General features: G+C 68.3%; 13 protein-coding genes, 1 tRNA gene and 1 other RNA gene. 8 read left to right on the top strand and 7 right to left on the bottom strand.

From position 1 onward, the window contains the following. Positions 1–48 precede the first annotated feature (48 nt). On the top strand, positions 49–1,269 hold the full coding sequence (locus G6N34_RS26920) for a Mur ligase family protein (protein ID WP_085154378.1): 1,221 nt from the start codon (positions 49–51) through the stop codon (positions 1,267–1,269). Continuing rightward, a complete protein-coding gene (locus tag G6N34_RS26915) occupies positions 1,266–1,973 on the top strand; it encodes a type 1 glutamine amidotransferase (RefSeq protein WP_085154376.1) in 708 nt (235 codons plus the stop codon). The genes G6N34_RS26920 and G6N34_RS26915 overlap by 4 nt, the downstream gene beginning before the upstream one ends. A 278-nt stretch (positions 1,974–2,251) precedes the next feature. Here the strand turns inward: G6N34_RS26915 and G6N34_RS26910 are convergent, their stop codons facing one another. The 3 genes from G6N34_RS26910 to G6N34_RS26900 form a co-directional block, all read right to left on the bottom strand. Next, positions 2,252–3,148 (bottom strand): endonuclease domain-containing protein, encoded by an 897-nt coding sequence (locus G6N34_RS26910; protein WP_085154374.1) that lies wholly within the window; start codon positions 3,146–3,148, stop codon positions 2,252–2,254. Positions 3,149–3,383: 235 nt separating this feature from the next. Next, a complete protein-coding gene (gene recR / locus G6N34_RS26905; protein WP_085154372.1) occupies positions 3,384–3,995 on the bottom strand; it encodes a recombination mediator RecR in 612 nt (203 codons plus the stop codon). Between the two features lies 1 nt (position 3,996). Beyond that, positions 3,997–4,335: a YbaB/EbfC family nucleoid-associated protein gene (locus tag G6N34_RS26900; protein WP_068257294.1), complete on the bottom strand. Its 339-nt coding sequence runs from the start codon at positions 4,333–4,335 to the stop codon at positions 3,997–3,999. Positions 4,336–4,451: 116 nt separating this feature from the next. Here G6N34_RS26900 and G6N34_RS26895 point away from each other — a divergent pair, with 116 nt between their 5' ends. Then, a complete protein-coding gene (locus G6N34_RS26895) occupies positions 4,452–5,204 on the top strand; it encodes an Rv3717 family N-acetylmuramoyl-L-alanine amidase (RefSeq protein ID WP_085154513.1) in 753 nt (250 codons plus the stop codon). A 13-nt stretch (positions 5,205–5,217) separates the two neighbouring features. On the opposite strand, the gene G6N34_RS26890 is transcribed toward G6N34_RS26895, so the two are convergent. Further along, positions 5,218–5,655, bottom strand: coding sequence for an SRPBCC family protein (locus tag G6N34_RS26890; RefSeq protein ID WP_085154370.1), 438 nt, complete (start codon positions 5,653–5,655; stop codon positions 5,218–5,220). A gap of 69 nt (positions 5,656–5,724) precedes the next feature. On the opposite strand from G6N34_RS26890, the gene G6N34_RS26885 reads away from it, so the two are divergent. Next, on the top strand, positions 5,725–7,104 hold the full coding sequence (locus G6N34_RS26885; RefSeq protein WP_085154368.1) for an FAD-binding oxidoreductase: 1,380 nt from the start codon (positions 5,725–5,727) through the stop codon (positions 7,102–7,104). Next, the gene (locus tag G6N34_RS26880) at positions 7,101–8,414 is read left to right on the top strand and encodes a class I SAM-dependent methyltransferase (protein WP_085154366.1); all 1,314 of its coding nucleotides are present in this window, start codon (positions 7,101–7,103) and stop codon (positions 8,412–8,414) included. Before G6N34_RS26885 ends, G6N34_RS26880 begins: the two co-directional genes overlap by 4 nt. A gap of 71 nt (positions 8,415–8,485) precedes the next feature. Here G6N34_RS26880 and G6N34_RS26875 read toward each other — a convergent pair whose 3' ends face one another. The 3 genes from G6N34_RS26875 to ffs all read right to left on the bottom strand — a co-directional run bounded on the left by G6N34_RS26875 (position 8,486) and on the right by ffs (position 11,938). Further along, positions 8,486–10,483 carry a DNA polymerase III subunits gamma/tau gene (locus tag G6N34_RS26875; protein WP_085154364.1) on the bottom strand — a complete coding sequence of 666 codons (1,998 nt, stop codon included), beginning with the start codon at positions 10,481–10,483 and terminating at the stop codon, positions 8,486–8,488. Positions 10,484–10,521: 38 nt separating this feature from the next. Next, entirely contained in the window at positions 10,522–11,817 is a 1,296-nt protein-coding gene (locus G6N34_RS26870) for an aspartate aminotransferase type Ic (RefSeq protein WP_085154362.1), read from the bottom strand. A gap of 26 nt (positions 11,818–11,843) precedes the next feature. Beyond that, positions 11,844–11,938, bottom strand: an RNA gene (ffs, locus tag G6N34_RS26865) — signal recognition particle sRNA small type. Between the two features lie 83 nt (positions 11,939–12,021). Here ffs and G6N34_RS26860 point away from each other — a divergent pair. The 3 genes from G6N34_RS26860 to G6N34_RS26850 all read left to right on the top strand — a co-directional run bounded on the left by G6N34_RS26860 (position 12,022) and on the right by G6N34_RS26850 (position 14,028). After that, positions 12,022–12,107 (top strand) — tRNA-Ser (locus tag G6N34_RS26860). A gap of 67 nt (positions 12,108–12,174) precedes the next feature. Continuing rightward, the gene (locus G6N34_RS26855) at positions 12,175–12,900 is read left to right on the top strand and encodes a lipid uptake coordinator LucA (protein ID WP_085154360.1); all 726 of its coding nucleotides are present in this window, start codon (positions 12,175–12,177) and stop codon (positions 12,898–12,900) included. Positions 12,901–12,993: 93 nt separating this feature from the next. Further along, entirely contained in the window at positions 12,994–14,028 is a 1,035-nt protein-coding gene (locus G6N34_RS26850; protein WP_234813016.1) for an NAD(P)H-dependent amine dehydrogenase family protein, read from the top strand. Positions 14,029–14,088 lie beyond the last annotated feature (60 nt).

Here is a 14,088-nt window from a genome sequence, read left to right as displayed (position 1 = left end):
AACCAGGCGTTGTGCGCAACCGTGTCTCCCCTCAGTAGATTGACTCCCGTGATCACCGCCCGAGGACGTCTGGCCCTGGCCGCGGGGTCAACCGCGCGCTGGGCCTCGCGGGTGACCGGCCGCGGCGCGGGCGCGATGATCGGCGGCCTGATCGCCATGACGCTGGACCGCTCGATCCTGCGCCAACTGGGCCAGGGACGTCGCTCAGTGGTCGTGACCGGCACAAATGGCAAGTCGACGACCACTCGGATGGCCGCCGCCGCGCTCGCCACCCTGGGCGATGTCGCCACCAACGCCGAGGGCGCCAACATGGACGCGGGCCTGGTCGCCGCGCTGGCGGCGCGCCGTGATGCCGCTCTGGCGGCCCTCGAAGTCGACGAGATGCACGTGCCGCACGTCTCCGACGCGGTCGATCCCGCGGTCATCGTGCTGCTCAATCTCTCGCGTGACCAGCTTGACCGCGTGGGTGAGATCAACCACATCGAACGCACCCTGCGCGCGGGCCTGGCGCGTCATCCCGACGCCGTCGTCGTCGCCAACTGTGACGACGTGCTGATGACCTCGGCCGCCTACGACTGCCCCAACGTCGTCTGGGTGGCCGCCGGCGGAAGCTGGTCCAACGACTCCGTGAGCTGCCCGCGCAGCGGGGAGATCATCGTCCGCGAGGGCAGCGACTGGTCCTCGACGGGCACCGACTTCAAGCGGCCCAGCCCGCAGTGGTGGTTCGACGAGAAGACGCTGTACGGCCCCGACGGGCTGGCGCTGCCGATGACCCTCGCGCTGCCTGGAGCGGTCAACCGTGGCAACGCCGCGCAGGCCGTGGCCGCGGCCGTCACCCTGGGCGCCGATCCGGTGGCCGCCGTCGCCGCCGTCTCGGGCGTCGACGAGGTCGCCGGCCGCTACCGGACCGTGCGGGTGGGCGACCACACCGTGCGGGTGCTGCTGGCCAAGAACCCCGCGGGCTGGCAGGAGGCGCTGTCCATGGTCGACCCGTCGGCCGCGGGCGTGGTGATCTCGGTCAACGGGCAGGTGCCCGACGGCGAGGATCTGTCCTGGCTGTGGGACGTCAACTTCGAGCACTTCGTGGAGCGCCCCGTCGTCGCCGCCGGTGAACGCGGCACCGACCTCGCGGTGCGACTGGGGTACGCCGGCGTCGGGCACACACTGGTGCACGACACCATGGCGGCCATCGCGTCGTGCCCGGCCGGGCACGTCGAGGTCGTCGCCAACTATACGGCGTTCCTGCAGTTAAATCGGCGGTTGTCATGACCGTGCAGATCGGGTTGGTGCTGCCCGACGTGATGGGGACCTACGGCGACGGGGGCAACGCCGTGGTGCTGCGGCAGCGGTTGCGTCTGCGCGGGATCGACGCCGAGATCGTTGAGATCACGCTGTCCGACCCTGTGCCCGAGTCGCTGGACCTCTACACGCTCGGCGGTGCCGAGGATTACGCGCAGCGGTTGGCCACCAAGCACCTGATCCGGTACCCGGGCCTGCAGCGCGCCGCTGACCGCGGTGCGCCGGTGCTCGCGATCTGTGCGGCCATCCAGGTGCTCGGGCACTGGTATGAGACGTCGGCCGGTGAACGGGTCGAGGGCGTCGGCCTGCTGGACGTCACGACGTCGCCGCAGGAGACTCGGACGATCGGCGAGGTCGCATCCACGCCATTGATCGACGGGCTCACCCAACCGCTGACGGGTTTTGAGAACCACCGCGGCGGGACCGTCCTCGGGTCGTCCGCTCGTCCCCTTGCCGCCGTGACCAAGGGTGCGGGCAACCGCCTGGGCGACGGGTATGACGGCGCGGTGCAGGGGTCGGTGGTCGCGACGTACCTGCACGGCTGCTGCCTGGCCCGCAATCCGGAGTTGGCGGACCATCTGCTGTCGACCGTCGTCGGACCGTTGGAGCCGTTGGAGCTGCCCGAGGTGGAGCAGTTGCGGCGGGAGCGCTTGGCGGCACCGCGCCGGGTCTAGGCGGCCTCCCCATTTCGCCCTCGCCAGCCACTCCTCAGTCCCGCACCGAGCTCATCCTGGCCCCGGCACTGGCCTGACCTGGCGCTTCCCCGGGTGATTCGCAGCGCGCCCACCGCTCCTCGCACCTCGCCCCCCGCTCCTCGCCTCTCGCCCTCGCACCCCGCACCTCGCACCTCGCGCCGAGACTTAAACCTTTGCGACGTGACCCGGTGTGTCTTCGCAATGGTTTAAGTGTCGCGTTCAGGTCTGGCCCAGCCCCCGCACCTTCGACCCCGGGGTCAGGCCACCAGGCCCGACGGACGTCCCCGCGCGTTGCTGGCAGCCTCGACCCCGGGACGCCATCCTCGGCTGCGGAGCGCCTCGTCGACACCAGCGATGACGTCTTCGATGCGGTCTTCTGCGACAACCCGAATCACGATCCAACCGGCCTTCTGCAACCTGGGCAGTCGACGCTGGTCCCGCAGGTACTGCCGGCGGTCATATCGATGCTGATCCCCGTCGTACTCGGCCGCCACCTTGTACTCCTCCCAACCCATGTCCAGGATCCCGACCAGGATGCGATCGACGCCCACTGCTATCTGGGTCGCAATCGCTGGGAAGCCCGCATCGAGTAGCTTCAACCGCAGCCAACTCTCCCTCGGCGATGCCGCCTTCCGATCCACCAGCGTCAGCAACTCCCGCAACTGGCGCACTCCGCGGGCTCCGGGATAGCGGTCGATCAACGCAGACACCTTGGCCGTGGAGAACGCCGTGGCCCGCGCGAGACTATCGAGCCGTCCCAGTGCTTCGAAACGATCGCGCCGCCGCCCAAGATCGAAGGCGGTGCGAGCATCGGAAGTCGTGAGAATCCCTGACCGCCAAACGATCTCGTCGTCAGCGATACGTTCGTTGCGAGTCCGTACGCCCACTGGCGGATTGGTGTTCCGCCAGATCAGTTCTATCGGCTCGTCAACATCCACCCAGTCGGCGCCGTGCAGGGCTGCTGCGGCGACGCCCGCGACAACACCGCGCTCCCGTGACCACAACCATGCTCCGCGAGTCCGTGCCCGCAGCGAAGGCACACTGCCCGCCTCGCCGTAGACGTCCGGAAACATCGAGGAGTAGGCCGTGCGGAGTTGGTATGGCGTGACAAGTCCGGCCCGGACCGCTCGACTCCCCAGAAAAACGTCGTCCATGGGCTGAAACTGCCACCACCGGCCGACAAACTCCGCCGAGCGACGGGCAACTGGCGCCGAGACTTAAACGTCTGCGACCGTCCCCGGCGTGTTCTCGCAATCGTTTAAGTGTCGCGGGAAAGAGCGCGGGGAAATTGGGTGCTGGCGTGCGGGATGCGGGCTGGAACGGGGCCTGACGTGCACAAATGGGCTCGGGAAACCTAGGCCATGGCGTGCACAAATGGGCGCGGGAAACCTAGGCCATGGCACGGCGGCCGGCCAGCGCCCGGCCCAGCGTCAACTCGTCGGCGAACTCCAGGTCACCGCCCATCGGCAGCCCGGACGCGATGCGCGTGACGCTCAGCCCCGGGATGTCGCGCAGCATGCGGACCAGATAGGTCGCGGTCGCCTCGCCCTCGGTGTTGGGGTCCGTGGCGATGATGACCTCGGTGATGTCGACGCCGTCGATGCGCTCACCGATGCGGTTGAGCAGCTCACGGATCCGCAACTGCTCGGGCCCCACCCCGGACAACGGGTCCAGCGCGCCACCGAGCACGTGGTAGCGGCCGCGGAACTCCCGCGTGCGCTCGACGGCCTGAACATCCTTGGGCTCCTCGACGACGCACACCAGCGTGCCGTCGCGGCGCGGATCTTTGCAGATGCGGCAGCGCTGCTCGTCGGAGACGTTGCCGCACATATCGCAGAACGTCACCCCGTCCCGGACCCGCCCCAGCACCGCGGTCAGCCGGTCGATATCCGGCGGTTCCACCGACAAAAGGTGGAAGGCGATGCGCTGCGCGCTCTTCGGACCGATGCCGGGAAGCTTGCCCAGCTCGTCGATCAAGTCCTGGACGGGGCCTTCGAACAAGTCAGAACCCCGGCATCCCCAGCGCGTTGCCCATGCCGCCGGCCAGCGGACCCAGCTTGGACTGTGCCAGGATCGTCACCTGCGAGGACGCGTCCGCGAGCGCACCGACGATCAGATCCTGCAGCGTCTCGGGGTCGGAAGGGTCGATCACCTTGGGGTCGATCGCGATGCCGACGACTTCGCCGCTGCCCTTGACCGTCACCTGCACCAGGCCGCCACCGGCCTGACCGTGCACCTCGGTGTTGGCGAGCTTCTCCTGCGCCTCCATCAACTGCTGCTGCATCTGCTGCGCCTGCGCGAGCAGAGCGGACATGTCGGGTGCGCCTCCACCGGGTTGCATGCCTGGTCCCTTCACATGTTGGTTGCGGCCGAGTCTCGACTTGGTTTCGCATGGGCGATCCAGCACGCTCGGCGCTTCAAGCGTAGTCGTCAGGAGGCTACGGTGGCGCAGTGCCCATACCAGCCTGCCTGCGTGTCGGCGCGCCGCTCGCCGCCGGCGTGCTCGTCGCCGCGTCCGTGATGATCTCGCCCACCGCCGTCGCCGCACCGTCGATCGCCGGGATGATCGTCTTCCTCGACCCCGGGCACAACGCCGTCAACGACGGCAACGGCAAGCAGGTGCCCACCGGCCGCGGCGGCACCAAGGACTGCCAGACCAGCGGCACCGCGACCGAGGACGGGTTCACCGAACACTCGTTCACCTGGGACACCACGCTGCGGATCCGCGCGGAACTGATGAAGTACGGCGTCCGCACCGCGATGTCCCGCGGCGACGACAGCTCCGCGGGCCCCTGCGTCGACGAACGCGCGGCGCTGGCCAACTCGGTCCAGCCCCACGCCATCGTGTCGGTGCACGCCGACGGTGGACCGCCGTCGGGGCGCGGATTCCACGTCCTGTATTCCAACCCACCGCTGAACCAGGCCCAGGCCGGGCCCGCGGTACGCCTGGCCACCACCATGCGGGACCAACTGGTGGCTTCCGGCATCCCCGCGTCGAATTACATCGGCTCCAATGGGCTGAACCCCCGCTCAGACATCGCGGGGCTCAACCTGGCGCAGTACCCGTCGGTCCTGGTCGAGCTGGGCAACATGAAGAACCCGGCCGACTCGGCGCTGATGAAGTCGCCGGAGGGACGGCAGAAGTACGCCAGTGCCGTGGTGCGGGGCATCACGACCTACCTGGCGACGCAGCCCGCCGCCGTCAGCTGAGGCTGACCGCTGGTCAGGCTTCGAGTTCCTTCTTCAGGTTCTCCAGCACCTCGGCCTGTATCTTCTTCAGCCCCAACGGCGCGAAGGTCTTCTCGAAGAACCCCTTGACGCCGCCGGCGCCGGTCCAGGTGGTCTTGGTGGTGACGGTCGATCCCGCGCCCGCCGGCGCGACGGTCCAGTTGGTCACCATCGACGAGTTGGCGTCCTTCTCGATGACGGTCTTACCCGCGACGTCGACGGAGTTCTGCACCTCACGGACGCGCGACTTGGTGGCCTGGAGCTTCCACTTCACCACCGTGCCCGCACCCACGCCGCCCTGCAGCACCTCGTAGCCGCTGTACTGCGACGACAGGATTTTCGGGCGAACCGTCTGATAATCGGCGACGGCGGCGAGCACCGCGTCGGGAGCGGCATTGATCAGGACCGTGCTGGACGCGCTGACCTGTCCCATGATTCGTAAAAACTCCTCGTTGTGGTTCGTGCGGTCGCGTGGACCGCGCCCTGCGACTAGCGTATATCCGTGTCTGTTCTGGAAACCGACGCACCGTCAGCCCACGCCCGCGGCGTGGAGCGCCTTCTACGCAGCTACCGCGCGATTCCCGCGGCAGCGACTATCCGACTGGCCAAACAGACGTCGAACCTGTTCCGGACCCGCGCCAAGAGCACCGCACCAGGCCTCGACGTCTCCGGCCTGACCGGCGTCATCTCCGTCGACGCACACAACCGCACAGCCGACGTCGCCGGCATGTGCACATATGAGGATCTGGTCGCGGCCACGCTGCCGTACGGGTTGTCGCCACTGGTGGTTCCGCAGTTGAAGACCATCACGCTGGGCGGTGCCGTCACCGGCCTGGGTATCGAGTCGACGTCATTCCGCAACGGTCTGCCGCACGAGTCCGTGCTGGAGATGGACATCCTGACCGGCGACGGGCAGATCGTCACGGCGGCACCCGACCGCCACCCGGATCTGTTCCGCGCGTTCCCCAACTCCTATGGCACGCTGGGCTATTCCGTGCGGTTGAAGATCGAACTCGAACCGGTGAAGCCGTTCGTCGCCCTCGAGCACGTGCGGTTCCATTCGGTGCCCGACCTGGTCGAAGCCCTCGAGCACATCGTGGAGACGGGCGGCCACAACGGCGTTGCGGTCGATTACCTCGACGGCGTGGTGTTCAGCGCCGACGAGTCCTACCTGTGCCTCGGCCGCCAGACCAGCGTCTCCGGTCCGGTCAGCGACTACACCGGTGACCAGATCTACTACCGCTCCATTCAGCACGCCGAGGGCGCCAAGCACGACCGACTGACCATCCACGACTACCTGTGGCGGTGGGACACCGACTGGTTCTGGTGTTCCCGGGCATTCGGCGCGCAGAACCCGCGGATCCGCCGGTGGTGGCCGCGGCGCTACCGGCGCAGCAGCGTCTACTGGAAGCTGATCGGCTACGACCAGCGGTTCAACATCGCCGACCGCATCGAGAAGCGCAATGGTCGCCCGCCCCGCGAGAGGGTGGTCCAGGACGTGGAGGTGCCGGTCGAGCGGACGGCCGAGTTCGTCGAATGGTTCCTGACGAACGTGCCCATCGAGCCGATCTGGTTGTGCCCACTGCGGTTACGCGGCCAGGATCGCTGGCCGCTGTATCCGCTGCAACCCGGCCACACCTACGTCAACGTCGGCTTCTGGTCGTCGGTGCCGGTGGGCCCGACGCCGGGCCACACCAATCGCCTCATCGAGGCCAAGGTCAGCGAACTCGACGGGCACAAGTCGCTGTACTCCGACGCCTATTACAGCCCTGAGGAATTCGACGACCTCTACGGAGGGGCCACCTACCGAACCATCAAGAAGACCTACGACCCGGATTCACGTCTGCTCGATCTCTACGCGAAGGCGGTGCAACGGCGATGACCACGTTCAAAGAACAGCCACTGATCAGGACCGGCAAACTGGGCCTGGCGGAGATCCTCGAGATCTTCACCGCGGGCAGTGAGATGCCGCTGAAGTTCGCGGCTTACGACGGCAGCACTGCCGGCCCGCAGGACGCCAGTCTCGGGTTGAATCTGCTGACCCCGCGCGGCACCACCTACCTGGCCACCGCGCCTGGAGATCTGGGCCTGGCCCGGGCCTATGTGTCGGGTGATCTCGAACCCTACGGCGTGCATCCGGGGGATCCGTACGACCTGCTGCGCGCTCTGGCGCACCAGTTGGACTTCAGGCGTCCGCCGGCGCGAGTGCTGGCGCAGATCGTGCGCTCGATCGGCATCGAGCACCTCAAGCCCATCGCTCCGCCTCCGCAGGAGGCCCTCCCCCGGTGGCGGCGGATCGCCGAGGGGATCCGGCACAGCAGGACTCGTGACGCCGAGGCCATCCATCACCACTACGACGTCTCGAACAGGTTCTACGAGTGGGTGCTTGGGCCGTCGATGACCTACACGTGCGCGTGCTATCCGAACGACGACGCCTCGCTCGAGGAGGCCCAGGACAACAAGTACCGCCTGGTGTTCGAGAAGCTGCGTCTCAAGCCGGGCGATCGCCTCCTCGACGTGGGATGCGGTTGGGGCGGCATGGTGCGCTACGCCGCCCGGCAGGGCGTTCAGACGGTCGGCGTGACGCTGTCGGCTGAGCAGGCGTCCTGGGCTCGGCAGGCCATCGCCGACGAGGGACTCGGCGACCTGGCCGAGGTGCGTCATTCGGACTACCGCGACGTGCGCGAGTCCGAATTCGACGCGGTGTCCTCAATCGGACTCACCGAACACATTGGCGTGCACAACTATCCGTCGTACTTCGGCTTCCTGCAGTCCAAGATGCGCCCGGGCGCACTGCTGCTCAACCACTGCATCACCCGACCCGACAACCGGTCGAACGCCAACGCGGGCGGATTCATCGACCGCTACGTCTTCCCAGACGGGGAGCTCACCGGGTCAGGCCGCATCATCACCGAGGCCCAGGACGTCGGCCTCGAGGTGGTGCACGAGGAGAACCTGCGCCACCACTACGCCATGACCCTGCGGGACTGGTGCCGCAACCTGGTCGAGCATTGGGACGAGGCCGTCGAGGAGGTCGGGTTGCCGACCGCCAAGGTGTGGGGCCTCTACATGGCGGGCTCACGGCTGGGATTCGAGACCAATATCATTCAGCTGCACCAGGTGTTGGCCGTCAAGCTCGATGAGAAGGGCCGCGACGGCGGGTTGCCGCTGCGACCGTGGTGGCGGGCCTGACGGGTCGCCGAGTGCGGGGTTGATGCTCGCCGACGAAAGGCGTACGCCGCCCGGCACCGCGGAAAAGCGTGTCAGCCCTCGATCTTGCGGGCGCCCAACTCGCTCTGCAGCAGTTCCAGCGCCACCTCTTCGGGGTCGCGCCGCGGGCCCGCGTCGACGGGCTCCTCGGCGGCCTCGGCGAGCATGGACTCCTCCTCGCTGCGGGCGTCCACCGGCGGGGGCGGAGCAGCGACAGGGGCTGCGGCAGAAGCGGATTCGGGCGGAGCGGCGTAGGTGCCGCCAGCCTCGCAGCGCACCCGCCAGTTCACCCCGAGTGCGTCGCGCAGCGCCTCGCGGATGATCTCGACGTTGCGTTCTTCGTTGAGCCGCTTGGCCAATGGGGCCGCCGGATGGCTGAGCACCAACACGTCGCCCTCGACCGCGAGCACCGTGGCGCCGTCGAGCATCACGTCGGTGGGCCGGCGCAGGTTGCGCACCTTCTCGCGCACCGTGGGCCACATGCTGCGGACGGCGGCGGCGTTGGGCTGACCGACCGCGGCAGCCGCGGGGGCCGGTGCGGCCGCGGGGACCGGCGGCGGCGCGGGAGCGGGAGCCGGTGTGGCTGCCGGTGCCGGCGGTGTGAAGGAAGGCCGCGGTGCCGCTGGGCGTGCCACAGGTTCCGGGGGTGCCACAGGTTCCGGGCGCGCGGGCTCCGGACGTGCCACAGGTTCTGGACGCTCGACGGGCTCGGGCCGGGCCACCGGCTCGGGCCGCGCAACGGGCTCAACCCGCGGCGGCTCGGGTGGCGGCGGTGCCGCTGCCTCGGGTTCGGGTTCAGGTGCTGCCGGTGCCGCGGGCTGCTGCGTCTTGCGAACGAACTGCTTTGGCGCGCGCGCCGCGGGAGCCCCCTGCCCAGCCTCGGCGGCCGGGATCGACATGTCCAGGCGCGTCTCGATGCGCTCGACCCGCTGCAGCAGCGCGGCCTCGGTGTCGCTGGCCGACGGCAGCAGCAGACGCGCGCACACCACCTCGAGCAGCAGACGCGGGGCGGTTGCGCCGCGCATCTCACCCAGGCCGGCGTGCACGACTTCGGCGTACCGAGTCAGCGTCCCCGGCCCGATCCGAGTGGCCTGACCCCGCATCTTCTCCAGCTCATCCTCGGGCGCGTCGACGACGCCGCGGGTCACCGCGTCGGGCACGGCCTGCAGCACCAGCAGATCGCGGAAACGTTCGAGGAGGTCCATCGCGAACCGGCGAGGGTCATGGCCGGCGTCGATCACCGACTCGACAGCACCGAACAACGCTGCGGCATCTCCGGCGGCCAGGGACTCGACCGCGTCGTCGATGAGGGCGACGTCGGTGGCGCCCAGCAGCGACAGCGCGCGCTGGTAGGCGACATGGTTGCCCTCGGCCCCGGCCAGCAGCTGGTCGAGAACGCTGAGGGTGTCACGCGGAGAGCCGCCACCCGCGCGGATCACCAGCGGATACACCGCGTCGTCGACGCGGACGTCCTCGGAGGCGGTGATCTTCTCGATGAGGCTGCGCATGGTGCGCGGGGCCAGCAGCCGGAACGGGTAGTGATGCGTCCGCGACCGGATGGTCGGCAGGACCTTCTCGGGTTCGGTGGTGGCGAACACGAAGATCAGGTGCTCGGGTGGCTCTTCCACGATCTTGAGCAGGGCGTTGAAGCCCGCCGTGGTGACCATGTGCGCCTCATCGATGATGAAGATGCGGTACCGCGACTGCGCGGGGGCGTAGAACGCCCGGTCACGCAGTTCACGCGTGTCATCCACGCCGCCGTGGCTGGCCGCGTCCAACTCGACGACGTCGACGTTGCCGGGGCCGTTGGGCGCGAGGGCCACACACGAGTCGCACGTGCCGCACGGTGTCGGTGTCGGCCCCTGCTCACAGTTGAGGGAGCGGGCCAGGATGCGCGCCGACGACGTCTTGCCGCAGCCGCGGGGACCCGAGAACAGGTAGGCGTGGTTGATGCGCCCGGCCTCCAGCGCGGTGCACAGCGGCGCAGTGACGTGCTCCTGTCCCACGACTTCGGCGAAGGTTGCCGGCCGATACTTGCGGTAGAGAGCCACGGAAGCAGGGTACCGAGTGCGTCGGACAGGCTCGCGGCCTAATCCGCACCCAACAGTGACTCGGTGGCGGCGAGCAGCGTGCAGGTCGCCAGGCCGTCGATGGCCTCCCGCAGGTCAGACAGCGACGGAAACGACGGTGCGATGCGAATATTCTTGTCGTCCGGGTCTTTTCGATACGGGAACGCCGAACCTGCCTCGGTGACGGCGATGCCCGCATCCTTGGCGAGCGCCACGGTGCGCCTGGCCGTGCCGGGCAGCACGTCGAGGCTCACGAAGTAGCCGCCCCTGGGGTCGGTCCACGACGCGACCTTCGAGTCACCCAGTCGGGACTCCAGGATCTCGGCGACGAGCGCGAACTTCGGCGCCAGGAGCTGCTGGTGCTTCTGCATGAGCAGTCGCACGCCGTCGGCGTCCCCGAAGTACTTCAGATGCCGCAGCTGATTGACCTTGTCCGGGCCGATCGTCTTCTTCCCGGCGTACTGCAGGTACCAGGCGATGTTGCCCAACGAGCCGCCGAAGAAGCTCACCCCGGCACCGGCGAAGGTGATCTTCGACGTCGAGGCGAACACGAGCGGGCGATGCGGGTTGCCGGCCGTGTCCGCCAAACCGAGGATGTCGACCTGCGGCGGGAAGTCGTGCGTCAGTGTGTGCACCGCGTACGCGTTGTCCCAGAACAGCTTGAAATCCGGTGCGGCGGTGCGCATCTGAACCAGGCGGCGGACCACCTCCCACGAGTACACGGTGCCAGTGGGGTTGGCGAAGACCGGCACGGACCACATGCCCTTGATGGCGGGGTCGGCGGCCACCAGTTCTTCGATCAGGTCGACGTCCGGTCCGTCCTCGCGCAGCGGGACCGGGATCATCTCGATGCCCAGGGTCTCGGTGATCGCGAAGTGCCGGTCGTACCCGGGCGCCGGGCAGAGGAACTTCACGCCCCCCTCGGCCAGGTCCTGAATCCAGGGCCGCGGCGAGTCGACCGTGCCGTGCAGCAGTGCGAACACCACCGCGTCGTGCATCATCTCCAGGCTCGCGTTGTTGCCCGCGATCAGATTCGGCACCGGAATGCCCAGGAGGTCGCCGAAGATCGCGCGTAGGCCCGGCAGGCCGTGCAGCCCGCCGTAGTTACGGGTGTCGGTGCCCTCGGGATCCTTGAACGCACCGGGCGCGTTGCCGGGCAGCGCCAGCAGCGCGTTGGACAGGTCCAACTGCTCGGGCGAGGGTTTTCCGCGGGTGAGATCCAGCTTGAGGTTCTTGGCCTGCAGTGCGGTGTAGTTCCCCTGCTGCCGCGCGTGCTCGGCTTCGAGGTCCGCACGACCGAGGGTGGAAAACGACACGTCGTGCCTTTCACATGCTGGAAAAAGATAGGGGACCCCGCGCACCCGACAGAGCCCGTTGACCCTTGCTGCCTTCCGGCCCTGGGGGAGTTCACAGGATAGACGCCGCGCGGGGTCCGTCGGCCAGTCTATCTTGTCGCCCGAAATGGTCGACCGGCAGCAGCGGTTCGGGATCTGAGGGGGTCCTCGGTTACCATTGCCGACGGAGGATTCGCCTAGTGGCCTATGGCGCTCGCCTGGAACGCGGGTTGGGTTAACAGCCCTCAGGGGTTCAAATCCCCTATCCTCCGCACTCGGTCCGGGGTGCCGGTGACTTCATCGGCACCCCGGACCCACGTGAGCGACCCAAGGAGGGGTATGCGGCGCGGCATCGCGGTGACCTGGCATTCGCTCGCTTTTCTGGCCGCGGCCGTCCTCTACTTCATCTTCGTGCTTCCACGCTGGTGGGAACTGCTCGGCACCTGGCCGCACGGCGTGGGCACCGCGGGCCGGATCGTCACCGGCCTGGTGTTGGCCTCGGCCGCGATTCCTGTGGTGCTGACGTACGTCAAGACCAGCAGGCCCGAGTTCGGAGTGCCCAAGCTGGCCCTGGCCCTGCGCGTGTGGTCGATCGTCGGCCATGTCGCGGCCGCCACGTTGATCATCGGGACCGCGATCGCCGAGATCTGGCTGGATCTCGACTCCTTCGGGCGGGGACTGTTCGCCATCTACGGCGCCGCCGCGGCGTTGGCCCTGCTGGGTGCGACGGCCTTCCACCTGGCCTATGCCGCCGAGCTGCCGCCACCCGCGCCCAAGCCGCTCAAACTCGAGCACAAATCCGCGTCGGCACCGGCCGAGGATGCGGGGGACGGCGCCGACGATTCCGTCGTCGCGGACGAGTCCGCCGACGTCGCGGATGCCGCTGATGACGCCGAGGAGACGGTCGCCGACACCAACGCCGCCGACGCCCCCGAGGACGCGGCTGGCACCGAGGTCGCCGATGAACCCGCCGACGACTCTGCCGACGAGGACTCCTCCGCCCCGGTGTCCAAGCGCGGCCTGCGCAACCGCCGGCCCAGCAAGAACGCCGACGCCAAGAACTGAGTACATCTAACTGATTTCGGCCCGGGACCGCGGGCGGACTCCTATGCTGAGCGAGTGCTCAACGCCTCCTCAAATTCCCGCCAGTATCGCGTCGTGCAGTGGACCACCGGCAATGTCGGCAAGAGTTCCGTCGCGGCGATCGCCAAGAATCCGACCCTCGACCTGATCGGCTGCTACGCCTGGTCCCCCGACAAAGTGGGCCGCGACGTCGGTGAACTCGCGGACATCGAACCGCTGGGCGTCACCGCGACCAACGACATCGATGAACTGCTGGCGCGCAAGCCCGACGTCGTCGTCTACAACCCGATGTGGATCGACGTCGATGAACTGGTTCGCATCCTCGAGGCCGGCGTCAACGTCGTGGCCACGGCCTCGTTCATCACGGGCCACAACCAGGGCGACGGCCGCGAGCGGATCGAGCAGGCCTGTCAGCGCGGCGGGTCCAGCATGTTCGGGTCCGGTATCAGCCCCGGCTACGTCAACCAGCTGTCGATCGTGGCGGCGGGCATCTGCGACCGGGTCGAATGCATCACCGTCAACGAGGCCGCCGACACCACGTTCTACGACTCCCCGGCGACCGAGAAGCCCGTCGGCTTCGGACAGCCCATCGACAGTCCCGACCTGCAGGCCATGACCGCTCACGGCACCGGCGTGTTCGGCGAGGCCGTCCGGATGGTCGCCGACGCGCTGGGCCTCGAACTCGACGAGGTGCGCTGCGACGCTGAGTACGCGCAGACGACTGAGGACCTCGACCTCGGCTCCTGGACCATCCCGGCGGGATGCGTGGCCGGTGTCTACGCCAGTTGGAAGGGCATCGTCGCCGGTCAGACCCGCGTCGAGATCAACGTCCGCTGGCGCAAGGGCCAGACCCTGGAACCGGACTGGCAGATCGAGCAGGACGGCTGGGTCATCGAGGTGGCCGGTCGGCCCACGGTGACCATGAAGGTCGGATTCCTGCCGCCGCCGGACTTCGAGGCCACCACGCTCGAGGAGTTCATGGTGCTCGGGCACATCATGACCGCGACTCCGCCGCTGAACGCCATCCCGGCCGTCGTGGCAGCACCGCCGGGCATCGTGACGTACACCGATCTGCCGCTGATCCTGCCGCGAGGGGTCGTCGCGGGCTGAGCTCGGGTTGAATTCGGCGCTGCCAGGCAATATAGAGGTAACGAACCGATCCTTTTCGCC

Source organism: Mycolicibacterium confluentis (assembly GCF_010729895.1).
Classification (GTDB): domain Bacteria; phylum Actinomycetota; class Actinomycetes; order Mycobacteriales; family Mycobacteriaceae; genus Mycobacterium; species Mycobacterium confluentis.
The sequence above is the reverse complement of the archived record's forward strand: the minus strand, read 5'-3'. Positions and strand labels throughout refer to the sequence as shown.

What these genes read in the sequence shown, in the direction of transcription:
- G6N34_RS26915 (WP_085154376.1), top strand. Translation starts at nt 1,266, where the DNA reads ATGACCGTGCAGATCGGGTTGGTGCTGCCCGACGTGATGGGGACCTAC.
- G6N34_RS26910 (WP_085154374.1), bottom strand. Translation starts at nt 3,148, where the DNA reads ATGGACGACGTTTTTCTGGGGAGTCGAGCGGTCCGGGCCGGACTTGTC.
- G6N34_RS26900 (WP_068257294.1), bottom strand. Translation starts at nt 4,335, where the DNA reads ATGCAACCCGGTGGAGGCGCACCCGACATGTCCGCTCTGCTCGCGCAG.
- G6N34_RS26890 (WP_085154370.1), bottom strand. Translation starts at nt 5,655, where the DNA reads ATGGGACAGGTCAGCGCGTCCAGCACGGTCCTGATCAATGCCGCTCCC.
- G6N34_RS26880 (WP_085154366.1), top strand. Translation starts at nt 7,101, where the DNA reads ATGACCACGTTCAAAGAACAGCCACTGATCAGGACCGGCAAACTGGGC.
- G6N34_RS26855 (WP_085154360.1), top strand. Translation starts at nt 12,175, where the DNA reads ATGCGGCGCGGCATCGCGGTGACCTGGCATTCGCTCGCTTTTCTGGCC.